22 protein-coding genes are annotated in these 22,030 nt (G+C 35.8%); 8 read left to right on the forward strand and 14 right to left on the reverse strand.

Going from position 1 to position 22,030, the window contains the following annotated elements; translation table 11 throughout:
* Window positions 1-62: 62 nt before the first annotated feature.
* The gene (locus ACSHWW_RS05260; RefSeq protein WP_435681377.1) at window positions 63-1,379 is read left to right on the forward strand and encodes a T9SS type A sorting domain-containing protein; all 1,317 of its coding nucleotides are present in this window, start codon (window positions 63-65) and stop codon (window positions 1,377-1,379) included.
* A gap of 48 nt (window positions 1,380-1,427) precedes the next feature.
* Here ACSHWW_RS05260 and ACSHWW_RS05265 read toward each other — a convergent pair whose 3' ends face one another.
* The 6 genes from ACSHWW_RS05265 to ACSHWW_RS05290 all read right to left on the reverse strand — a co-directional run bounded on the left by ACSHWW_RS05265 (window position 1,428) and on the right by ACSHWW_RS05290 (window position 5,552).
* Window positions 1,428-2,096: a hypothetical protein gene (locus ACSHWW_RS05265; RefSeq protein WP_435681378.1), complete on the reverse strand. Its 669-nt coding sequence runs from the start codon at window positions 2,094-2,096 to the stop codon at window positions 1,428-1,430.
* A gap of 54 nt (window positions 2,097-2,150) precedes the next feature.
* Window positions 2,151-3,530 carry an FAD-binding oxidoreductase gene (locus tag ACSHWW_RS05270; protein ID WP_435681379.1) on the reverse strand — a complete coding sequence of 460 codons (1,380 nt, stop codon included), beginning with the start codon at window positions 3,528-3,530 and terminating at the stop codon, window positions 2,151-2,153.
* Window positions 3,530-3,865 carry a hypothetical protein gene (locus ACSHWW_RS05275; RefSeq protein ID WP_435681380.1) on the reverse strand — a complete coding sequence of 112 codons (336 nt, stop codon included), beginning with the start codon at window positions 3,863-3,865 and terminating at the stop codon, window positions 3,530-3,532. The genes ACSHWW_RS05270 and ACSHWW_RS05275 overlap by 1 nt, the downstream gene beginning before the upstream one ends.
* A 336-nt stretch (window positions 3,866-4,201) precedes the next feature.
* Window positions 4,202-4,777 (reverse strand): hypothetical protein, encoded by a 576-nt coding sequence (locus ACSHWW_RS05280; protein WP_435681381.1) that lies wholly within the window; start codon window positions 4,775-4,777, stop codon window positions 4,202-4,204.
* Between the two features lie 68 nt (window positions 4,778-4,845).
* The gene (locus ACSHWW_RS05285) at window positions 4,846-5,088 is read right to left on the reverse strand and encodes a hypothetical protein (protein ID WP_435681382.1); all 243 of its coding nucleotides are present in this window, start codon (window positions 5,086-5,088) and stop codon (window positions 4,846-4,848) included.
* Between the two features lie 5 nt (window positions 5,089-5,093).
* A complete protein-coding gene (locus tag ACSHWW_RS05290) occupies window positions 5,094-5,552 on the reverse strand; it encodes an SRPBCC family protein (protein WP_435681383.1) in 459 nt (152 codons plus the stop codon).
* Between the two features lie 153 nt (window positions 5,553-5,705).
* Here ACSHWW_RS05290 and ACSHWW_RS05295 point away from each other — a divergent pair, with 153 nt between their 5' ends.
* The 6 genes from ACSHWW_RS05295 to ACSHWW_RS05320 all read left to right on the forward strand — a co-directional run bounded on the left by ACSHWW_RS05295 (window position 5,706) and on the right by ACSHWW_RS05320 (window position 13,577).
* The gene (locus tag ACSHWW_RS05295; RefSeq protein WP_435681384.1) at window positions 5,706-7,673 is read left to right on the forward strand and encodes a peptidylprolyl isomerase; all 1,968 of its coding nucleotides are present in this window, start codon (window positions 5,706-5,708) and stop codon (window positions 7,671-7,673) included.
* Window positions 7,666-8,517 (forward strand): hypothetical protein, encoded by an 852-nt coding sequence (locus ACSHWW_RS05300; RefSeq protein WP_435681385.1) that lies wholly within the window; start codon window positions 7,666-7,668, stop codon window positions 8,515-8,517. The genes ACSHWW_RS05295 and ACSHWW_RS05300 overlap by 8 nt, the downstream gene beginning before the upstream one ends.
* Window positions 8,477-9,940 (forward strand): peptidylprolyl isomerase, encoded by a 1,464-nt coding sequence (locus tag ACSHWW_RS05305; protein WP_435681386.1) that lies wholly within the window; start codon window positions 8,477-8,479, stop codon window positions 9,938-9,940. Before ACSHWW_RS05300 ends, ACSHWW_RS05305 begins: the two co-directional genes overlap by 41 nt.
* A gap of 12 nt (window positions 9,941-9,952) precedes the next feature.
* On the forward strand, window positions 9,953-10,906 hold the full coding sequence (locus tag ACSHWW_RS05310; protein ID WP_435681387.1) for an AAA family ATPase: 954 nt from the start codon (window positions 9,953-9,955) through the stop codon (window positions 10,904-10,906).
* 2 nt (window positions 10,907-10,908) lie between these two features.
* Complete coding sequence (locus ACSHWW_RS05315; RefSeq protein WP_435681388.1) at window positions 10,909-11,082, forward strand: hypothetical protein; 174 nt, start codon at window positions 10,909-10,911, stop codon at window positions 11,080-11,082.
* Between the two features lie 227 nt (window positions 11,083-11,309).
* Window positions 11,310-13,577 carry an aconitate hydratase gene (locus tag ACSHWW_RS05320; RefSeq protein WP_435681389.1) on the forward strand — a complete coding sequence of 756 codons (2,268 nt, stop codon included), beginning with the start codon at window positions 11,310-11,312 and terminating at the stop codon, window positions 13,575-13,577.
* 74 nt (window positions 13,578-13,651) lie between these two features.
* Here the strand turns inward: ACSHWW_RS05320 and ACSHWW_RS05325 are convergent, their stop codons facing one another.
* Complete coding sequence (locus ACSHWW_RS05325) at window positions 13,652-14,251, reverse strand: M23 family metallopeptidase (protein ID WP_435681390.1); 600 nt, start codon at window positions 14,249-14,251, stop codon at window positions 13,652-13,654.
* 74 nt (window positions 14,252-14,325) lie between these two features.
* Between ACSHWW_RS05325 and ACSHWW_RS05330 the strand changes: the two genes are divergently transcribed.
* Window positions 14,326-15,033, forward strand: a complete 708-nt coding sequence (locus ACSHWW_RS05330; protein WP_435681391.1) for a DUF3291 domain-containing protein — start codon at window positions 14,326-14,328, stop codon at window positions 15,031-15,033.
* On the opposite strand, the gene ACSHWW_RS05335 is transcribed toward ACSHWW_RS05330, so the two are convergent.
* Genes ACSHWW_RS05335 through ACSHWW_RS05365 form a run of 7 tightly spaced genes read right to left on the reverse strand, consistent with a single transcriptional unit; the run spans window position 15,025 to window position 21,873 of the window.
* A complete protein-coding gene (locus ACSHWW_RS05335; RefSeq protein ID WP_435681392.1) occupies window positions 15,025-16,158 on the reverse strand; it encodes a lycopene cyclase family protein in 1,134 nt (377 codons plus the stop codon). The two genes, ACSHWW_RS05330 and ACSHWW_RS05335, sit on opposite strands and share 9 nt — an antisense overlap.
* Window positions 16,137-16,757: a carotenoid biosynthesis protein gene (locus ACSHWW_RS05340; protein ID WP_435681393.1), complete on the reverse strand. Its 621-nt coding sequence runs from the start codon at window positions 16,755-16,757 to the stop codon at window positions 16,137-16,139. Before ACSHWW_RS05340 ends, ACSHWW_RS05335 begins: the two co-directional genes overlap by 22 nt.
* Window positions 16,757-18,217, reverse strand: coding sequence for a 1-hydroxycarotenoid 3,4-desaturase CrtD (gene crtD / locus ACSHWW_RS05345; RefSeq protein ID WP_435681394.1), 1,461 nt, complete (start codon window positions 18,215-18,217; stop codon window positions 16,757-16,759). The genes ACSHWW_RS05340 and crtD overlap by 1 nt, the downstream gene beginning before the upstream one ends.
* Window positions 18,217-18,663 (reverse strand): beta-carotene hydroxylase, encoded by a 447-nt coding sequence (locus tag ACSHWW_RS05350; protein ID WP_435681395.1) that lies wholly within the window; start codon window positions 18,661-18,663, stop codon window positions 18,217-18,219. Before ACSHWW_RS05350 ends, crtD begins: the two co-directional genes overlap by 1 nt.
* Window positions 18,664-19,503, reverse strand: a complete 840-nt coding sequence (locus tag ACSHWW_RS05355) for a phytoene/squalene synthase family protein (RefSeq protein WP_435681396.1) — start codon at window positions 19,501-19,503, stop codon at window positions 18,664-18,666.
* 1 nt (window position 19,504) lies between these two features.
* Window positions 19,505-20,965 (reverse strand): phytoene desaturase family protein, encoded by a 1,461-nt coding sequence (locus ACSHWW_RS05360; protein ID WP_435681397.1) that lies wholly within the window; start codon window positions 20,963-20,965, stop codon window positions 19,505-19,507.
* Window positions 20,962-21,873, reverse strand: coding sequence for a MerR family transcriptional regulator (locus ACSHWW_RS05365; RefSeq protein WP_435681398.1), 912 nt, complete (start codon window positions 21,871-21,873; stop codon window positions 20,962-20,964). Before ACSHWW_RS05365 ends, ACSHWW_RS05360 begins: the two co-directional genes overlap by 4 nt.
* Window positions 21,874-22,030 lie beyond the last annotated feature (157 nt).

Consider the following 22,030-nt stretch of genomic DNA (forward strand, 5'->3'; position numbering starts at 1 on the left):
AGTGTTTTTTTTAATCACGCTTTCGCGAAAGCGTATTCACAATAACCACAAAACTTAAAACTATGAAAACGTTTAACTTTTTAATGATGTTTATGGCGATCACCGCGATGGCTCAAACAAATCCTATCGATTTTGAACCTGCTGGAAACGGTGCTTCATGGACATGGAATGTTTTTGAAATGGGTGCGCAACCACTACAGTTTGTGGCAAATCCAGATACCTCTGGAATTAATACTTCTAGCACTGCAACTGTTTTTACAGCCCAGCAAACAAATACTTTCTATACCGGTTGCGTTACTAATAATATTGCGCCATTTACTTTAAACGCTTCAAATAGCACTGTGAAAATCATGGTATATAAAACGGTAATAAGTAATGTAGGGATTAAGTTTGAAGCAGCAGCAGCATCTACTGGTGAACTGCTTGTTGCAAATACGTTGATCAATCAGTGGGAAGAATTAACCTTTGATTTTTCAAGTAAAATAGGAGAACCTTCCTCTACAAATATTGATGGAATCGCTATCTTCCCAGACTACGATAATGCGCGTGCACAGGATAACGTTGTGTATTTTGACAACATTACATTTGGTGCTCAAGCTAGTAGTGGAAATGATCCTATGGTTGCTGCACCAGATCCTACGTTACCTCAGTCTCAAGTTATTTCTATGTTCAGCGGTGTTTATAACGATGTGCCTGTTGATACTTGGAATACAGCGTGGAGTTCTGCAACGTATAGTGAAGTAATGGTTGCAGGTAATCCTACTAAGAAGTACGAGAATCTAGATTTTAATGGGATTGAAACTGTCGCTAGTTCTATAGACGCTACGGCTGCAAATATGCTTTATTTAAACATGGATGTATGGAATGCAAACAGCACGACGTTTAGAGTGAAGCTAGTTGATTTTGGTGGTGATGGTTACCAAGGCGCAAATGCAGATACAGAGGCAGAATTACTATTCACTCCAGCATTAAACCAGTGGGAAACAATCAGCATTCCTCTGGCAGACTTTACAGCGGCAGGAATGACGAGTTTCAGCGATATTAATCAAATGATTATCTCTAGTTTACCTACAGGAATTAGTAAGATTTATATTGATAATATTTATTTCTCTACGATGTCTCCATTATCAAACGATGATACTGCACTCAATCCATTTACTGTATTCCCTAATCCTAGTAGTGATGTATGGAATGTAAGAACAGAAAATCGCCCTATAACTCAAGCGATACTTTATACACTAGCTGGTAAGAAGTTGATGGAGTTTCAACCTAACGCAAACTCGCTTTCTATCTCAAATCAAAGTTTAGCGAGCGGTATGTACATTCTAACTTTAAATACTGCAAATGATACACAAAGTTTGCAAGTGATTAAAGAGTAATTATAATATGATGTTTTATAAAAGGTTGTCAGTAATGGCAGCCTTTTTTTATGGCTGTAATTGAGGTTGAGGTGGTGGAATTAATATGATAAATGGATTCAATTCTAGACTATATCTGTGATTACTATTTAGGTCTTTGTTTGTCTTAAAATGAGCTCTCAAAGAGTTTAAAAGTATCCTATTTACAGTTTTTGCTTTAGTGCTTTCATGAAGATGAACTTCTACAACAGAACTCAAAGGAGTATTTCTACTTGATAATGAGGTCAAATCATCTTCATATTGTTCTTTGAATACTTTTTCTAAGTTATCAGTATTCAATTCGTAATCTTCAGAATTAACACTGTTGTAAATGTAAAAATCGCCAATTGTTATTTTTCTCTTGCCTCGACCACAGTAAGGAATAGGTTCACAAGATTGAAGTGTAGGCTGTATAAGAAACTTATTATTGTTTTCCATTACCATTAGTAGAGGTTGTTTACCATTACAAAGCTCTTTTTGGTAAGTTTCAATAATCTCACCGTAATTATAAAATTCTAGAACGTTTATTTCGATTCTTTCATTTTCTGTATGATGAGAGGTATTTGGATCTTCAGATTTCTCTATACTTATCACTCCATTTGGTAAAAGCAATATTTCCTTAACTCCAAATTTCTCGCTGAATAATAATGCAGCAATACAACCTATGATTAATGTAAGTGAAGCTATAATATATTTCATAACATCGTTTTCAAAACAACATCAAGATTGATACCAAAGCTTTTAATTACTCTTTCAATCAAAAATCTTCCCAGGATTGAGCAAACCATTAGGATCCATGGTCGCTTTTAATGTCTTCATTAATGCTATTTCCTCTGGTGTACGACATAGTTCTAGATAGGCTTTCTTATGAGTTCCTATGCCATGCTCAGCACTTACTGATCCGCCTATAGCTTGGAGTCCATCATAAATGCAGTGGTCGATCTCTTTCTTTAAGTCCGTACTCAGATTTGATTTTCCGATCATAAAATGAATGTTCCCATCTGCTACGTGGCCAAAAGCATACACCTGTTCCACACCATTTATTTGAGCCAGTGATTCATAGCGTTTTGCTATATAATCTCCTATCAATGGAATAGGTAAACTAATATCAAAATGCTGATCGTGCTTCATAAAATCTACGAGATTATTTACATCTTCTCTAATCCTGAAAAACCATACCACATCACTCGAAGATTGTGCCATGACCGCATCGAGAATTTGTTCGTTTTCTAAAGCATTTTCTAGTAAGGTTTGAAACTCTGCATGATCGTTTTGCACATGACTTCCCAGAGCTTCTACCAGAACATAGTATTTATAATCATAGGGTAATGGTGGTCGTACGGCATCGCTCACGCTTGTCATTTGCTCATAACTATTGCGCCATATTAATTCAAAGCCGCTCAGTTTTCCAGCAAGATTGCTGTCCATATACTTGAGAAAAGAAACTACTTGATCATAAGAATCAAATCCTACATAAGCTGCGTTTCTACTATTAGGTGCTTCTTCTAATTTGAGAATTGCTCGGGTGACTATTCCCAGCGTTCCTTCAGATCCTATAAAGAGCTGTTTTACATCATAAGCACTGTTGTCTTTGATGATTTTTTTCATGGAAGAGATAATTGTTCCATCTGCTAGAACAGCTTCTAGTCCCAGAATTAATTGTCTGGTCATGCCATATTTGAGAACACGTAATCCACCAGCATTTGTAGAAATCACACCACCGATTTGTGCACTACCGCGCGCTCCAAAATTGAGCGGAAACAATAAATTCTGAGCTGCTGCAGCATCATGTATGTTTTCAAGAATGACTCCAGCTTGAACAGTCATGGCACGACTGGCCGTGTCGATTTCTTCAATGATGTTCAATCGTTCTGTGGAGATCACTATTTCATTTCCATGAGTTTCAGTGCTGCCTACTAAGTTAGTAAGTCCACCATGTACGACAACAGGTAAATGATGTTCATGGCATATTTTCATGATAGCACTTACTTCTTGAGTGCTTGATGGTAATAAAACGCATAGCGCATTTAACGGCTCATCCATGTGCCATATATGATGATAGCGATCCTTGAGATCATTATCACTTAAAATTTGAGAATCTTTTAAAATGGATTTAAAAAGTGCTGCGCTCATTAATCTAGAATGGATTTAAGCATTCTTAATAAATGCTTTTCCATTTGGTCAAAGTCACCATCAATCTTAAAAAGCTTTTTAATTTCTTGAAAAACAGGTTTCAAGTCATCATGAGAATAGTTATGTGCTTTTACATATTCTTCAATTCTTGTAAGGCTTTGGTAATCAGTGTCGTTATTGAATACTTTAGATATCAACTTAAAGTCAGATTTATTCACGCGATCTTTTATGAAATCGAGTTCTTCGGCGCTTTGAGTGAGATCTGCATTTGCGCAGTACAGTAGCAGGTAGGTCTGGAATTCATTTTTACTCCAGTCAATATGATTAGTTTCCATGGCTTTTAATTTATACTTAAAGTTAAGCATAAATAGCACATTTGTAAAAGTTTTTGAGGCTTTTAAGTATTAGAGACTATAGTTTGATTTTTACTTTTAATTTCACAATACTACTGATCTCTTTTTCAGGTCTAACATCGTAAACACCCAACTCTTATCTTTTTTCAAGGGAAGACGATTCTTTTTCTTTTATATTATTCTATTTTGAATTCACAAAGTTTAAGTTTTCCCTTGAGGGAAATGTCCGTAGGACAATGGGTATTGCGCATGAGTGAATGAGAATAATAAAAATTAACTCAAGAAATTTTATAATGGTTAAATGATACTAACGCTGTATTAATTTTTCACCATTACATACCAGTCCCATTCTGCTGGATCGCCTATTCCTACACTAGGTGTGTAAAGTAATAAATGAACATATTCTCCAGGATTATTGGCACGAAATTTTGCGACCACATCGAGATCTTTTACAGCGCCCCATAAGGCGACATAGTCAATCACGTGAGGATAAAATGCCGTTTGGTCATAATTAACGACTTCCATATAATAGTCACTAGGTTGTGGAGCTGGTGTTGTGGTTAATTGAAAATCTGCAGGAGAATCTAGGTTTTGAGGAAAACTACGTTCTCCTAATCCTGCCCAGACTATACTACCATCAAATATCATCTCATTTAAACCTGCATAATATACTTGCACACCGCCAAAATCGCCTGGTGCCTGATATTCAGTAGCAAGAGTAAAGGAACTATGAACAGGGAAGTCGAGAACTGTTCCGCCTTCAAAGGTGTTAGTTAAATAATCAACTTTAAGTAGCGCTACTTTATTATCACTAGCGCTCGTTAAACTACTGGTATTACTGCTAGAGCAACTTAGTAGAAAAGAGACAAGTAAAATGGATATGAAAGTTCTCATAAGTATTTCTTTTTAAGCAAGATAGTGAAATAGTATGCTTTCGCGAAAGCGTGATTCAAAAAATCACTTTAATCCTCTAACCACAATTGTCCTCGATGAGGTTTTAAAGCATCTCTTACCGGTGGCATGGCAATTTCATCTATGCCCATAAACGCGATATGGTGATTATCACTGATTTGCTGTGTTCCGGTTCCTAGCGATGCGATGTTGTCACGTTCAATGAATTCGTCTAGGTGAATCAAGTGATGTGCTGCGGTGCGTTCAGCATCAGGACCTTTAAAATCCCATATTAATTTAAGTTTTCTATCCATGTTCATTACTTTGAAGCTGCAAAGGTCTTAAAATCTTCCATGTGCTGGTGCGTTTGAGCTGTAAATAATTGTGGTCTGCCTCTAGCGATCAGTCTCATCATTCCTGTAAACGTAAAAGTTGCGGTACTTTCCCATAAAGTAGCTTTTTGAGAAATACCATTTTCAGTAAGTTCAATTTCTTTAAAGCGGTTACTTTGTTTATTTATCACACCATTTGTGCGGTATGTCGCTTCCCATAGATGAGGTAAATCTATGGCTGTGATTTCTTCTATCATGGTGATAGTTGTTCCTGCGACTCTTATCTTCATGGATCGCTTGCTTCCTTTTTCACCTACAGTAGGTGTGGTGTTTTTAAAACTGATTAAGCTTTTTTGCCATGCGGCAAAATAATCTTGATTTTTAAATAGTTCCATGACAGTCTCAATGGGCTGTTCTATGATTACTTGATGCTCGCTTTTTATCATAAGTCATGAGTCGATAGAACTTTTATAACTAACGGTTGATTTTTGTAAAACCTTTCACAAATAAAATATACTATCTATGAATGGCAAGCGTTTTGCGTAGGGTTAAAATATGGTTATTTTTGCTGGCCTTGAAAGCGATAAAATATGAATTCTATGAAACGTTTTTTTACGATACTATTACTTGTCTTAAGTTCAATAGCAGTCGCTCAGGAACTAGAAGATAAATCATTACTCACCATCGATGGTACATCTTATGATGCTGGGACATTTATGAGAGTATATCTCAAAAACCTTGATGTCGTGCAGGATGAAGAACAAAAAGACATCGATAACTATCTCGACTTATACATCGATTATAGGCTTAAATTAAATCAGGCTTATGAACTAGGCCTGGATGAAAAGGAGTCTTACAAGAAAGAACTTAAAAATTACAGACAGAGTCTAGCTCAAGCTTACCTTACAGACACTGAGGTAACTGACGCACTCGTTCAAGAGGCTTACAATCGCATGACTCGTGAAGTAAAAGCAAGTCACATTCTTGTAAAAGTAGGTCCTGGAGATGCACCACAAGATACTCTCAGAGCGTGGAATAAAATCAATTCTATAAAAACAGAACTAGATAAAGGTGGCGATTTTGCGCAAATTGCTCGAGCTCAAAGTGAAGGTCCTAGCGCTGGAAATGAAGGTCAGTTAGGATGGTTCAGTGTTTTTAAAATGGTATATCCTTTTGAAACAGCTGCGTTTGAAACACCTGTAGGGAAGCATTCAAAAATATTTAGAACAGATTATGGCTATCATATCGTTAAGATATATGAAGATCGTAAGGCTAGAGGAAAAGTTACAGTAGCGCATATCATGACTATGGATTCTAGAGATGCAACTGAGAAAACAGCCGAAAAGCGCATTAAAGAAGTTTATAAACAATTACAAGAAACAGGGAAGTTTGAAGAGCTAGCTCGTGAGTTCTCTGATGATATGAATTCGGGTCCACGAGGAGGAAAACTAGACCGTTTTGGTACTGGTGGATTAAATGCCCCTGTATTTGAGGATACTGCTTTTGGCTTAGAAGAAAAAGGACAATACTCTGAGCCTTTTGAAACTAAATTTGGTTGGCACATTGTTAAGCTTATTGAAAAACATCCTTTAGGTGGTTTTAAAGAACTTGAAGCAACTATAACAGATAAGATTAGAAAAGCACCTCGCGCTCGCAAGATCACAGATTCTTTCAATAAAAACCTCAGAGAAAAATATCAGGTAACAAGGTCTGACGATGTTCTTGCTGTTCTCAATCAAGTAATCACAGATTCTATTATGCCTAATAAATGGCAGTATGATTTGAATCATGCGACAGTTAAGAAAACAGTATTTGAGATTAAAGACAAGAAATACACTTATGGTGATTTCTACAAATTTGTAATGCAACGTCAGAAAAAGGATTTTACAAATTATGCGAGTAAAGAAGAAAAAATAAAAAAGCTCTATGATGATTACATCGATAGTTCTATTGCTGCTTACTATGATGAGAATCTCGAATTTGAAAATAAAGATTTTGCTTTTATATATAATGAGTATAAGGAAGGATTGCTGCTTTTTGATTTACTAGAAACTAAAATATGGAATAAGGCCAAAGAAGATTCTCTAGGTCAGCAAGCATATTATAACGAGCATAAAGAAAAATACCAGTGGAAACGTAGACTGGATATCATTATGACTCAAAACACAACCGAAGAAGTTGCTCAAGAAGTTAAAAAGTTACTTGAGCAAGGAACTGATAAAACCGCTATTAAGGAACAGTTCAATGTGGATGGTCGTACTAAAGTGATGATCTCTAGCGGAATCGTGGAAGAAACATATAATCGTCTTCCAGACAATTTTGAGGTGACAATAGGCGTTTCTTCTATCTACCACGATAAGAAAACAGGTTTTTACAAAGTGATAGTAGTTAATGAGATTCTAGAACCTACTCAAAAAACACTTGATGAGGCTCGTGGAGCTGTCATTAATGATTACCAGCAACAGCTAGAAAAAGACTGGCTCGATTCATTGAGAAATGGCAGGAAAATTAAATTGAATAAAAAGACCTTTAAAAAAGTGAAAAAAGCTATTGAGAAGAATGCGTAAATACTTTCTATACATAGCTATTGCTAGCTTACTTTCATCTTGCGAGTATTTCCAGAAGGCAGAGCCGCTGGATGCTGTAGTCATGGTAGGTGATGCATACTTAACTCAAGAAGATATAGAAAATTTGCTACCTGTTGAATATACTGCAGAAGATTCTACCATTATAGTTTCTAGATATATAGATAGTTGGGCGACAGAGCGATTGTTAATGCAAAATGCTCGTAATAACATATCACTAGATAGACAAGAGCAACTCGATAAGCTCATCGAGAAATACAGATTTGAATTGTACTCTCAAGCTTATAAAGAAAAGCTTACCATGCAAAATCTAGATACGGTAATCAAGCCTCAAGAAATCGACAGTTATTTTGAAGAAAATAACAAGGATTTTAAGCTTAATGAAGATCTTATTCAGTTTCGTTACTTACAACTAGATCCATTATATGCAGACTTTAATACAGTACAAAAGTTGTTTGCAAAAGGTGACTCACTATCCCTACGCCAGCTCGATAGTCTAGCTTTAGGATTTAAAAACTACTTTTTAAACGATACAATTTGGGTAAAGAAAAATGTGGTTTACGATAGAATTACAGCGATCAATCCCACAAATGAAAACTCCTATATAAAAGAAGGTAGATATTGGAAATTAGAAGATAGCGTTGGCGTATATTTGGTGCGATTCAATAATGTACTGCGCCGTGGTGATAATGCACCACTATCTTACGTAAAACCTACTATAAAACAAGTATTGCTTAACAGGCGCAAACTCAATTACATTAAAAAATTAGAAAAAGATTTATTAGATGATGCTATCAAGAGTAAAAAATTTAAAATTAAACCATAGATTCCTCTTTGTTGTTTTAGGATTCGCTTTCGCGAAAGCGTCCATAGCACAAACAGATACACTTCAAATATCTGACGAGCAGGTAAAAGAAGAAGTGCTTATGGCTATGCGTAAGGCAGATTCTGTAAAGCCAGTAGTTCAAGTAAGAGAATTAATCGATGGAGTTTCTGGAGTTGTAGGTGATTATGTGATCCTTAATTCTGATATTAAAAAGCAGTTACTAGAAATTCAAGGAGATCAAGATCTAGGAGAATTAACAGACTGTCAGTTGATAGAAAGTATCCTGCGTGAAAAGATGTTTGCTCACCATGCTATTCAAGACAGTATTACTGTAAGCGATCAAGAAGTTGAGGCAGAGACAGATCAACGTATCGCTTATTTTAAAAGCATACTAGGAACTGATGAGAAAGTTCTAGAAAAATACCAAAAAAGCTCAATGCCAGAACTGCGCAGCGCACTTAATCGTATCACAAGAGATATGAAACTAGCACAACGCATGCAACAACGCATTACTGAAGAAGTAGAAATTACTCCTGAGGAAGTAAGAGCATTCTTCTATGACTTACCAGAAGATAAGAGACCACTCTTTAATACAGAGGTGGAAATGGCACAAATTGTTGTAAAACCTAAGCCGAGTGAAGATGCCGTAAAAGAAGTAGTAGATAAATTAAAAGATTACAGACAAGATGTACTTGATAACGGAGCTAGTTTTGCCGCAAAAGCAGCACTCTTCTCTGAAGATATTGCTACTGAACGTCAAGGTGGAATAATAACTCTTAAAAGAGGTGATCCATTTGTAAAAGAATTTAAGGAAGCAGCATTCTCATTAACTGAAGGTGAAATAAGTGAGCCGTTTGAAACGATTTTTGGATGGCACATTTTAAAAGTAGATAAAATAAAAGGACAAGTAAGAGATGTACGTCACATTCTATTATATCCATACATCGCCGTGGCTCAAGTAAATGAGGCAAAGCAAAATCTTGATAAGATTAGAGATAAAATCATTTTAAAAGAAATGACTTTTGATCAAGCTGCAAGAGAAATGAGTGATGAAAAGGAAACAGCAAAAAATGGAGGTAAATTAATAAACCCTAACACAGGTGAAGCTCGACTTGATCTAACTAGATTATCTGAAGATTTAACGAGACAAATCATCTTCTTAGAAAAAGGAGATATAAGTGGTATTATAGATGAAAAAGATCAAATAGGTCGTACCACATTTAAAATCATTTATATCATAAATAAGATTAAGGATCATAAAGCAGACTATGCACTAGATTACCTTAAAATTAAAGATATTGCCTTAAAGGATAAACAAGTAAAAGCGATTAGAAAATGGCAGTCAGATAAACTCAAGGATACCTATATTAAAATAGGAAATGAGTTTAAAGGTTGTGATTTTGAAAATCAATGGAATAAATAATACACAGATCACATGTCAGATGTTGCTGCTATAGATAACTTGGTTAAAAAACACCAAGAGCTTAAGAAAGAAATTGCCAAAATAATAATAGGTCAAGATGAGGTCGTTGATCAAATCTTGATTTCCATTTTTGCCGGTGGACACGCCTTACTTGTAGGTGTTCCAGGACTTGCAAAAACTTTAATGGTAAATACTATTTCGCAGGCACTAGGTTTACAGTTTAAGCGCATCCAGTTTACACCAGATTTGATGCCTAGTGATATTCTAGGAAGTGAAATTCTTGATGAAAACAGAACTTTTAAATTTATAAAAGGACCTGTATTTTCAAACATCATCCTAGCAGATGAGATCAACCGTACTCCACCTAAAACTCAAGCAGCTCTTCTAGAAGCCATGCAAGAGAAAACGGTAACTGTAGCAGGTCATAACTATAAGTTAGATGCACCGTACTTTGTACTAGCAACTCAAAACCCAATTGAGCAAGAAGGAACATATCCGTTGCCTGAGGCACAGTTAGACCGTTTCATGTTTGCCATTAACTTAGAATACCCATCTTTTGAGGAAGAAGTAAATGTTGTAAAAGCAACGACAAGCAATCATAAACCTCAAGTAAACGCATTATTTAACGCGCAAGAAATCATTGATTTCCAGCAGTTAGTACGCCGCATTCCTGTGGCAGATAATGTTATAGAATATGCTGTGACTCTAGTAGGTAAAACCAGACCTAAGTCTGACGCTGCTCCAGAGATTGTTAAAGAATACATTGATTGGGGTGCAGGACCACGTGCTTCTCAAAACTTAATCCTTGCTGCAAAGACTCATGCAGCAGTAAATGGGAAATACAGTCCAGATATTGAGGACGTAAAAGCCGTAGCTACTGGAATTCTAAGACATCGTATCATTAAAAACTATAAGGCTGAGGCCGAAGGTTATACTGAAGACAGTATCATCGCAAAAATCTTGTAATTATGCGCAAGTATGCTATTGCATTATATCTCTTTTTAATAGGCGGTATTTTAGTAGGTGCTGGTGCTTTTTATAAGGAATCTCATGCTACATGGAGCACCTGTTTTTTAGTGGTAGGCTATACAGTAGATCTTGCTGCTGTTTATTTTGTGCTTAGAACTGCTCTTAAAAAGTAGATTTATTTTTTATTCTGGTTATGAAATTCACGCTTTCGCGAAAGCAAAATTACCAATTTCGTAATTTTCACCTACTATTTTTATCAATTTGACTAGTTTAATGAGTTGAACGAATCGAATTATTGAGGATATTGCAAAGAATCGTGAGTTTTACTGAGTATTTTTAAAAATCACTCCTTTTTTGTAACTTCGCAACACTGAAAAAATGACAAACTAAATTTAGATATATGGCTTTTGATATTGATATGATTAAAAAGGTGTATGCTGAGTTGCCAGGTCGCGTTGCTAAAGCTCGTGCACTTACTGGTAAACCACTTACACTAGCTGAGAAGATTTTATATTCTCACCTTTGGGATGGAACACCTGGTAAACCTTTTACAAGAGGTAAGGACTATGTGGATTTTGCACCAGATCGTATCGCATGTCAGGATGCAACGGCTCAAATGGCTTTGCTTCAATTCATGCAAGCAGGTAAAACTGAAGTAGCAGTACCTACAACGGTACATTGTGATCACTTAATTCAAGCAAAAAACGGCTCTAGTTCAGATCTTCAGAACGCGTTGAATACTTCTAACGAGGTTTTTAATTTCTTAGAATCAGTGTCAGATAAGTACGGAATCGGTTTCTGGAAACCAGGAGCTGGTATTATTCACCAAGTTGTATTAGAAAATTATGCATTCCCTGGTGGAATGATGATAGGTACAGATTCTCACACCGTGAACGCTGGTGGATTAGGAATGGTTGCCATAGGTGTAGGTGGAGCAGACGCTGTAGATGTTATGGCTGGAATGGCTTGGGAATTGAAATTTCCTAAACTTATCGGTATCAAATTAACTGGTAAACTATCAGGATGGACAGCGCCTAAAGATGTAATCCTTAAAGTTGCTGAGATTCTAACTGTTAAAGGTGGAACTGGAGCGATTGTAGAATACTTTGGAGATGGAGCTATCAACCTTTCATGTACAGGAAAAGGAACGATTTGTAACATGGGAGCAGAGATAGGAGCAACGACTTCTACTTTTGGTTATGATGATTCTATGGAACGTTACCTACGTGCTACAGAAAGAGCAGACATTGCTGATGCTGCAAACGAGGTAAGAGAACATTTAACTGGTGATGCTGAAGTGTACGCAAATCCAGAACAATATTTTGATGAGGTAATCGAGATTAATCTTGATACTTTAATGCCACACATTAACGGACCATTTACTCCAGATCTAGCTACTGAGGTAGGTTCTATGAATGAAAAGGCAACTAAAAATGACTGGCCGCTTAAGGTAGAATGGGGACTGATAGGTTCTTGCACTAACTCTTCTTATGAAGACCTTTCTCGTGCAAGTTCTGTAGCTCAACAAGCTATTGATAAAAAACTAGTTACTAAAGCAGAATTTGGTATTAATCCAGGTTCTGAAAAAGTACGTTACACGACAGAGCGTGATGGTATTTTAGGAGTTTTTGAAAGTGTAAATGCTAAGATCTTTACAAATGCTTGTGGACCATGTATCGGTCAGTGGGCACGTTACAGTGATCCTAAAAATGCACCTAAGAACTCTATCATCCACTCGTTTAATAGAAACTTTGCAAAACGTGCAGATGGGAATCCTAACACACACGCCTTTGTAGCATCACCAGAAATGGTTGCTGCGATTGCGATTGCAGGAAGATTAGATTTTAATCCTATCACTGATAAGTTGATCAATGAAGATGGAGAAGAAGTAATGCTGGATGAGCCAACAGGATGGGAATTACCTCCTAAAGGTTTTGAAGTAAAAGATGACGGTTACCTTGCTCCACAAGAAGATGGTAGTGGAGTAAAGATTAAAGTTGCTGAGGATTCTGAGCGTCTTCAATTGTTAGAGCCATTTACACCTATAGGGACTAATGTAAATAATGCTAAACTGTTGATTAAAGCATTTGGTAAATGTACTACTGACCATATTTCTATGGCTGGACCATGGTTACGTTATAGAGGTCACTTAGATAATATTTCAAATAACTGTTTAATAGGTGCTGTTAATGCTTATAATAAGCAAACCAACTTTGTTAAGAATCAGTTAGATGGTGAATATGGAGCTGTACCAGCAACGGCGAGAGCTTATAAAGCTGCTGGAATACCTTCAGTTGTTGTAGGCGATCATAATTATGGTGAAGGTTCTTCTCGTGAGCATGCTGCCATGGAGCCACGTCACTTAGGTGTTGTCGCTGTGATTGTAAAATCATTTGCACGTATCCATGAGACCAACTTAAAGAAACAAGGAATGCTAGGTCTTACGTTTGCAAACGAAGCAGACTATGATCTAATCCAAGAAGATGATAACTTCAACTTTGTAGATCTTGCACAATTCTCTCCAGATAAGCCATTAACAATCGAGATCACTCATGCTGATGGTTCTAAGGACTCGATCAAAGCAAATCATACTTACAACGCTGCTCAAATCGAGTGGTTTCACAAAGGAAGTGCTTTGAACAAAATCAAAGAAGATAATGCTGCTTAATTAAAAGCGTTTTCTATTTATATTCAAAATGCCTCTTGAGTTTTCAAGAGGCATTTTTTGTTTTATACATTTAATTATCGATGCTCTTTTATAAACTTAGTTGGAATTAAATATCCATTAGTATCTCTAGAATATCCACCACCAATGGGTAATTCTAAATCATCTCGCATCTCAAAATGAAGATGTGCTAAGTAGGCTCCATTTGCAGTTCCTATAGTACCTATTTGAGCACCACGTTTTATGAGAAGATCTCTTGAAACAAATATCTCATTACAGTGAGCATAAAGCGATTCTACAAAAGTACTATCTGGTAAACGATGAGTTATTCTAATCACGTTTCCCCAGCCACCACCTATATTTTCTGCAAAAGTTACTTTACCATTTGCGATGGCATAAATAGGGTCTCCTAAATCGGTATTCCCACCAGTAACTGCGTTCCAATCATCTCCTAAATGATTATTCTTTCCAAAAGCTTGAGCGTTGTAATAACCTTTACCATTAGGTTTGCCTACTGGATAATCAAAATGAGTTGCGATAGGGACAGGTATTACTTCAATAGCTTCTTCAATAGGTTTCTCAGCGATTTCAGTTGAGATAGGAGATTCAGTAATTTTCTTTTCAGTTGAATTACAGGAAATGAATAAAAACAAAGGAAAAAGTATAAGGTATTTCATAAATCATAAATAGGTTCATATTTACAACATCAATTTAACCATATTAATTGTATAGCGGTCTATCTTTGTAAGACATGTCACAACAAATCACAACACTCACTTTTTTTAAATACCCAAGCTTTAAAGAGAAACTTTGGGCTTTTGGGATGATGCAATTTGCGCATAGTCCTTTGAAAAAAGTAAAAGGGTTGCAGTTTTATAAACTGTTAGGTTCTGGGAAAGAAAATTTTGATCCTAAACCAGACTGGAGTGTTTATGGATTATTACAAGTTTGGGACAATGAAGAAACCGCAAAAGACTTTTTTGCAAGTTCCAAACTTTATAAACGTTACCAAAACCATAGTGAGCACCAACTTACGTTTAACATGAAAAGTATTAAAGCTCATGGTCAGTGGTCTAAGAAAAATCCTTTTGAACCTAGCGATTCACTTGATGAGAATAACGCTTATATCTCAGTCATTACCAGAGCGACTATCAAATTAAGTATGTTGAAGAAATTCTGGGATTATGTACCTACTTCACAATTAGATTTGGTTGACAATCCTAATTTGTTATTTACTGCTGGAGTAGGAGAACGTCCTGTGACACAAATGGCTACCTTTAGCTTATGGAATGATGCTAGAGCATTAAAAAAGTTTGCCTACCGCAGTCAGAATCACAGACATGCGGTTCAACAAACTCAAGCATTGCAGTGGTATAAAGAAGAAATGTTTACTAGATTTCAGCCTTATAAAATTACTGGCAGCTGGCCTGATTTTGAGATTCCTGAAGACTTAAAATAACTGCTTAAAAAAGGACTTAATAAATGCATAAGAAGTCATAGGTAACATAATTTCTAACTCTTCTTTAAATACCGTTTCTTCATCTAGAAAGCTGAATATTTTCTTAATGTTGTTTTTCTTATACAGCGTATGAAAAACTTTAGAGCCACGACCGTTATCACTATGTAATACATCTAGCATAATATCATCATAGAATCTAAACTTTTTAGAATTCATCTGGTGATGAAGTACTTGATGATTTAAAATATTATTTACCAGTTGCGCTGCTTTTTTCTCACTCATCTTAAAACTATAACCTGTAGAAGGTTTTACCCAGCCGCCAGCCGTTCCTATTTTAAACAGATTCTTTTCATGGTGTTGATCAAATCGATACGTGGTCATTGGGATGATTCCTTGTTCTGTCTTCTCAATGGTGTAACTTTCTATTTGTAGAAGGTCCTTGATGTATTTTTTAAGGTATTTCTCATAGGTTTCTTCACTTACTATTTCCTTAGCAAAATAGGTGAATTCCACTAAGGCCTCAGTGGTAGAAAAGGGCAATACATAGGTAAAATTGGTTGTGCCGGCATCGATTAACCGGTAATCCATCATCACAAATTCTTCTGGGTCAAATGCAGGTTGCTCTGTTTTAATAACCCAACCTTTAAAATGCTGCTGTAATGAAGTTGCTTTTGTATCGGTAAAAAATGCCGGATCGATGCGACTGTCTAGTACGAGATTTGTGGTGATGTCAGTGCTGTCACAATGGACTGTGCGTATCTCATCACCAGATACGCTTTTTACTTTCTCTTCTATAATTGAGAAGTTAGGATGTTTTTGTAATTCCGCTTTCGCGAAAGCGATAAAATCATGGCTTTCTATGGTTTTATAAACATAAGGATTGAGGTCCAACGGTATCAAATCTGTAGGCATTATAAATGTGCCTTTTTCCCAACTATGCGAGATCAAATGATCCCAACGGCCTGTTCCTTTTTCCCAATACGACCAAGTTTTTTCAAGAGACTTTGCCTTAAAATCATCAATAACAACCACTTTGAGCGTGGTTTTATGACGCAATAATTCCTGCACGACATGACTGCCAGCACAGCCCATTCCTATAATCGCTATGTCGTAATGATGATCCATAAACCTGATGCAAAAATGAGTTGTACCGTATACAAATGTAACGAACTGTTGCGGTCGCCTCGTAATTTGTAATAAGCTAAAATGAGGTGCAGTAGCGCTGCAATAACAAACCAGCAAACGTAGTTAAACCATCCTGCTCCATCATCAAAGTGCCAAAATCCTGCATAATCGCAAATTTGTTCTAAGAAAAAATCTAAGAAAACCATTAAAGTTGCACCTGCAATAATCTGTATCCACTTATTTTTAATAAATGAAGTTGCTATAGCATGACTTATAAATGTGAGAATGCCCCAATTTATTCCTATTAATAAAGGAATCCCATCGATTTTAGGGCCTAAATGTATTCCATAATGGTAATTACCAAATAAATAACTTGTATGAACTCCTATCCATTCTGAGCCCATACCAACTATAAAGCATAATCCAAAAAGGAGTGTCTTTTTTACAGAGTCTATAGGGTAATAAAGGAAAAGTACGAGTGCGAGATACAGAAGAGTGAAAGGAGATTTTTCTACAAAAAAATCGCTGTAACCTAAAGCTATACCTATCAATGCAGAAATATGGACGACCCATAAAAAGATAATTAAAGCTCTTTTCATTATGCGTCGGGAATTAAGTCTGCGGTGATTTGTGCGCTGAGTAAGCATAATGGAATACCACCGCCTGGATGGACTGAACCACCTACATGATAAAGGTTTTTAATCTGACTATTAAAATTAGGATGTCTTAAAAAGGCGGCAAACTTATCATTACTCGCTGCACCATAAAGGGCACCACGATAACTGCTCGTGTTTTTTTCAATACCTCTCGGGTCTAAAATGTACTCAGTAACGATGTGATTTGATACATCAGTTTTAAGGCATTTATTAATCTTTTCTATAATGTTTTTACGAGCTGTTTCAATCAGTTCTTCCCAGTTCTGACCATAATCTCCTGGAGCGTTAATCATGACAAACCAGTTCTCACAACCTTGAGGAGCATCTGTTTTGGTTTCTTTACTGGTGATATTGATGTACACTGTAGGATCATTAGAAAGTGATTTTTTTTCAAAAATATATTCAAATTCAGTAGGGTAGTCCTCGCTAAAAAGTATGTTGTGTAAATCTAGTTCTGGAAACTCTTTATCAATTCCCCAGTAAAAAATTAGGGCGCTACTACTGCGTTCTTGTTCCAGTGTTTTTTTAGGCTCCTTTACGTTTCTTAATAAATTCTTGTAGGTAGGAACGACATCCATATTTGAAACGACTATATCTGCATTAAAAGCACCGTTTTTAGTCGTTATACCAGTGACATTGCCGTTGTCATGAGTGATTTGTGATACGCTTTCGCGAAAGCGGAATTCAACACCAATCTCTTGTGCTAATTCATAAAGTGATTGAGAAATACGATGCATGCCACCATGTGGATAATAGGTGCCAATTCCAATTTCCAGGTGCGGAATCATAGACATGATTCCCGGAGTTTGATAAGGTGATGAACCATTATAAGTTGCATAACGATTAAAAAGTTGCGTCATCTTAGGGTTTTTAAAAACTTGATTTTCTTGATCAAGTGTATTAAATAATCCTAAAAAAGGAGCATTGAATAGCGCTTTAATAGTGTCAATGGAAAGATAAGTACTTACTTTATGTAATGACTTTTCGAGAAATAATGATTTGGTCAGGTTGTATCTTGACTTACTTTTTACAAGGTAGTCGTTCAAGATCCGTTTAGACTCAACAAAAATATCTCCTGCGTGATCTACAAATTCTTTTTGGTCAGTAAAGGCATGAAAAATAGTGCCGTCTTCCCAGAAGTAATGACATCCTACTTCTTTCTTGAGATATGTAAACGGAATTTTATGTTCTGGAAATAGAGCATGTAAATCGTCTACTAAATATGGTAAGGTAAATAATGATGGGCCTAGATCAAAACGATAACCATCTTTTTCAATAGCGTGTAGTTTTCCTCCAGCATAGTCATTTTGTTCAAAAACAGTGACTTGATAACCTTTGTGTTTTAACCTAACTGCAGCTGCAAGTCCACCTAGTCCTGAACCTATAACAATAGCCGTAGCCATTATTTAAAATATTTCAAGGGAACAACAAGCATCCCGAAGTTTTCGCCTTTTTCTTTCCCTAAATGTTTATGATGAACTTTATGTGCTCTGCGTACTCCACGAGCGTACACATTATCTGCTTTGCGTAACCACTTAAAACGTTGATGTATAAAAATGTCGTGAACCACGAAGTAAGCCATGCCGTATGCAAATATTCCAGCACTTACTGGCAGTGCCCACCATAAGTCTAGTTCGCTATGTGCAATCTTGAGTCCAATACTAATTACAGCATAGAAAACAAAAAAGAAATCATTTTTTTCAAACCAGCTGTCGTGTTTTTTATGATGATGATCTTCATGAAGATTCCATAAGAAACCATGCATGACGTATTTGTGCATCCACCATGCATTAAATTCCATTACTGAAAATGTAACTAGAAAAATAAGTATCCAAAAAAGTATGTCCATCTATATCAAATTTAAGCGATAGCTCACATAACCTTTAGCTAATAGTGCTATTTTTTCGTAATTAGGTACTCTGATACGGGCATTTCTTATTTCCTTAGATGGAGTGCGTTCTAATCGAGTCAACAGTCTGCGATAGTAAACGTAAGCCGTGTAGACACCTAGTTTAGCTTCAACAGGTAGTCGTTTGATTCCTCTTAATCCTATGTCAAAATCTTCTTTGATCTCTGCGATAAGTCTTGTTTTATCTTCTTCTGAAAGGTCTTGTAAGTTAGTGTTAGGAAAATAACTTCTTTCTAGAACGTCTAAATCTGCCTTCAAATCTCTAAGAAAATTTACTTTTTGAAATGCGCTTCCTAATCGCATGGCATCGTCTTTTAAAGAGTCGTACGTGGCTTGATCACCTTTTACAAACACCTTTAATGACATAAGTCCTACAACATCGGCACTTCCATAAATGTAGTTTTTATATTCTTCATCAGTTAGGTAAATAGACTTATCTAAATCTAATCTCATACTATGAATAAATGCACCGTACATGTCTGGTGTAATGTCGTATCTATTAACCGTTTCTTGAAATGAATTTAAAATAGGATTCAAACTGATTTTCTCATCGATAGCATTTTTAAGATCTGACTCAAAACGATCTAATAGGGTTCTTTTATCATAATCATGAAAGGAATCTACAATCTCGTCTGCAAATCTCACAAAACCGTAGATATTGTGTATATCCTGTCTAATGGTAGGACCTAGCATTTTACTCGCAAGAGAAAATGACGTGCTGTAGTTATTTGTTACAGCTTTGCTACACTGACGTGAAACTTTGTCGAATAGGCTTTTCATATTATGAGTATTTTTTAATAAGTCCTGCCGCTAGTTTTCCAGAAATTAATGATGGAGGAACTCCTGGTCCTGGTACGGTAAGTTGACCTGTGAAATATAAATTTTGAACTTTCTTACTCTTTAAATTAGGACGTAAGAATGCTGTTTGCAATAATGTGTTTGCCATACCGTAAGCATTACCTTTATAACTGTTGTATTCTGATTTGAAATCATTCACACAAAAAGATTCTTTAAATAGTATATGGTTTGTGACGTTTTGGTCGGTACGTTCTTCGAAACGTTTCATGATAATGTTAAAATACCTCTCTCTAAGTTCTGGTGTATCCGCTAAACCTGGTGCTAGAGGAATTAAAAAGAAGCCATTTTCACAGCCTTCGGGAGCAGTACTATCATCTGTCACTGATGTGAAGTTAGCGTAAAATAATGGATCTTCCGGCCATTGTGCATCTTCATAAATTTCGTGAGCGTGTTTTTCAAAATCAGTATCAAAGAATAAGTTATGGTGTTCTATGTTTTGTAATTTTTTATCAAACCCAACATAGAATATTAATGAACTAGGAGCAAAGGTTTTCTTTTCCCAATATGCTTTTGAATATTGTCTGTTTTTTTGAGGTAGTAAAGTCTCAGAGTGATGATAATCTGCACCAGAAAGAATTGTTTTGTAATCAAGTGTTTCCCCATTAACTACAATTCCCGCAGCACAATTTTGATCATCTACTTTTATTTCAGATACTGATGAGTTAGTATTAATTGTGACACCTAACTCTACAGCCAATTTTTCCATGGCAAGAATCACTTCATACATTCCACCTTTAGGATGCCAGGTTCCTAAGCCAAAATCTGCATAGTTCATGAAATTATAAAAACTAGGAGTGTTTTGCGGTGTGGCACCTAGGAATAATACTGGGAATTCTAGAATGGAAATCAGTTTAGGGTTTGCGAACTTTTTGCGAACGTCTCTAGAGACATTGCTCATAAAAGCTCCTACTTTTTTTGCTGTTTGCGGTGTTACTAATTCTAGAGGTGATTCTCCCGGACGGTACACCAACTTTTTAATAGCGATGTCATAGTTTTCTTCTGCATTGTTAATGAATTGTTGAAGAGGTTGAGAACTTCCTTGTTCTATACGTTCAAATGTTTCTTTGATTTTTTCAAGATTATCTCCTATTTCAATAGTCTCATCTTTGAAGACGACAGCATAAGCAGGACTTAATTTATCCAGTTGATAATAGTCAGAAGGTTTTTTATCAAAATCTGCGAAAAAACGTTCGAATATATCGGGCATCCAATACCAAGATGGGCCTATATCAAAGGTGAAACCATCTTTAATTAGTCTACGTGCTCTTCCACCTACGGTATTATTCTTTTCATATATAGTAACTTTGTTCCCAGCCTGAGCCAAGTAACATGCCGCTGATAATGAAGCAAAACCAGAACCTATAACTGCTATTTTGTTGCTCATGCTGTTACAGGATTTTGAATGTTTTCTATCACTTCTGATACACCTTTGAACACGTATTGATTTGACTTTAAATCGGATTGATTAATTTTTTGAGCTAATCTACCAAGAACCCATAATTCAACATCCTCGCTGTCAGATACTTTTTTATCGAACTGTTTAAGGAATAATGGTAGTTTTTTCTCCGTAGGTTGTACGGTGACGTATGTTATAAATGTTGGTTCTACTTCTTTGTTTTTAAAAAACGGAAGAGATTCTAAGGTCATGCATGACCCTAGATATATTGTGTTGCAACCTTTTTTAAGTAATTCATAATTCAAAAACAGCAGCCCTAAATCGTGCATCTCATTTTCAGGTAGAAATAAAATATAAGTCTTATCGGTCTTGGTGGGTTTGGAATATTGTAATTTCTCAATATTAATGAGCACCTTTTGTTTTATTAAATGACTAATAAAATGCTCATGAGCAATATTAATTGTTTTGGATTGCCATAAATAGCCCAATTCTTCAAGAAATGGAACGAACAAATTATAAAAAACTCCGTTAAAGCCATGTTCTAACAATGAATTCTGATAAACCCTTTGAAACATTTGCTGGTCAAAGTTTACCATAGCAAGTTTTAATTCTTGAATGGCATGATCGTTTTTATTATTTCTTTCTGCGTAGCTCCTTACTTGATCTTCAATATCTTCTGAATTCAAATCTGCGATAGCCGATATTTTTATACCCACATTTTTAAGGTAGGATATATTTAGGATCTTTTGTAAAGCTTCTAAGTTATAAGTTCTAATATTAGTATTAGTTCGTTCAGGCGTTAAAAGATTATAGCGTTTTTCCCATATTCTTATAGTATGTGCTTTAATACCACTTAAGTTTTCTAGATCCTTAATACTAAATTTACTCTTTATCAAAATAGTTTTGTTTTACTTTCATGTATGTAAAATTAAACAAAATTAGAAAGTGTTTAAAGTTATTAAGTTAAAATTCTACATTTTGCAATTTATTTAACAAACGATTTAGGATTTGAGAGGAAATATATTGAAGTGTAAATTGAGAAATAAAAAAAAA

The organism is Nonlabens sp. (assembly GCF_051251825.1).
Classification (GTDB): domain Bacteria; phylum Bacteroidota; class Bacteroidia; order Flavobacteriales; family Flavobacteriaceae; genus Nonlabens.

Coding starts and splice junctions, on each gene's coding strand:
- ACSHWW_RS05260 (WP_435681377.1), top strand. CDS start 63: ATGAAAACGTTTAACTTTTTAATGATGTTTATGGCGATCACCGCGATG.
- ACSHWW_RS05265 (WP_435681378.1), bottom strand. CDS start 2,096: ATGAAATATATTATAGCTTCACTTACATTAATCATAGGTTGTATTGCT.
- ACSHWW_RS05270 (WP_435681379.1), bottom strand. CDS start 3,530: ATGAGCGCAGCACTTTTTAAATCCATTTTAAAAGATTCTCAAATTTTA.
- ACSHWW_RS05275 (WP_435681380.1), bottom strand. CDS start 3,865: ATGGAAACTAATCATATTGACTGGAGTAAAAATGAATTCCAGACCTAC.
- ACSHWW_RS05280 (WP_435681381.1), bottom strand. CDS start 4,777: ATGAGAACTTTCATATCCATTTTACTTGTCTCTTTTCTACTAAGTTGC.
- ACSHWW_RS05285 (WP_435681382.1), bottom strand. CDS start 5,088: ATGGATAGAAAACTTAAATTAATATGGGATTTTAAAGGTCCTGATGCT.
- ACSHWW_RS05290 (WP_435681383.1), bottom strand. CDS start 5,552: ATGATAAAAAGCGAGCATCAAGTAATCATAGAACAGCCCATTGAGACT.
- ACSHWW_RS05295 (WP_435681384.1), top strand. CDS start 5,706: ATGAAACGTTTTTTTACGATACTATTACTTGTCTTAAGTTCAATAGCA.
- ACSHWW_RS05300 (WP_435681385.1), top strand. CDS start 7,666: ATGCGTAAATACTTTCTATACATAGCTATTGCTAGCTTACTTTCATCT.
- ACSHWW_RS05305 (WP_435681386.1), top strand. CDS start 8,477: ATGATGCTATCAAGAGTAAAAAATTTAAAATTAAACCATAGATTCCTC.
- ACSHWW_RS05310 (WP_435681387.1), top strand. CDS start 9,953: ATGTCAGATGTTGCTGCTATAGATAACTTGGTTAAAAAACACCAAGAG.
- ACSHWW_RS05315 (WP_435681388.1), top strand. CDS start 10,909: ATGCGCAAGTATGCTATTGCATTATATCTCTTTTTAATAGGCGGTATT.
- ACSHWW_RS05320 (WP_435681389.1), top strand. CDS start 11,310: ATGGCTTTTGATATTGATATGATTAAAAAGGTGTATGCTGAGTTGCCA.
- ACSHWW_RS05325 (WP_435681390.1), bottom strand. CDS start 14,251: ATGAAATACCTTATACTTTTTCCTTTGTTTTTATTCATTTCCTGTAAT.
- ACSHWW_RS05330 (WP_435681391.1), top strand. CDS start 14,326: ATGTCACAACAAATCACAACACTCACTTTTTTTAAATACCCAAGCTTT.
- ACSHWW_RS05335 (WP_435681392.1), bottom strand. CDS start 16,158: ATGGATCATCATTACGACATAGCGATTATAGGAATGGGCTGTGCTGGC.
- ACSHWW_RS05340 (WP_435681393.1), bottom strand. CDS start 16,757: ATGAAAAGAGCTTTAATTATCTTTTTATGGGTCGTCCATATTTCTGCA.
- crtD (WP_435681394.1), bottom strand. CDS start 18,217: ATGGCTACGGCTATTGTTATAGGTTCAGGACTAGGTGGACTTGCAGCT.
- ACSHWW_RS05350 (WP_435681395.1), bottom strand. CDS start 18,663: ATGGACATACTTTTTTGGATACTTATTTTTCTAGTTACATTTTCAGTA.
- ACSHWW_RS05355 (WP_435681396.1), bottom strand. CDS start 19,503: ATGAAAAGCCTATTCGACAAAGTTTCACGTCAGTGTAGCAAAGCTGTA.
- ACSHWW_RS05360 (WP_435681397.1), bottom strand. CDS start 20,965: ATGAGCAACAAAATAGCAGTTATAGGTTCTGGTTTTGCTTCATTATCA.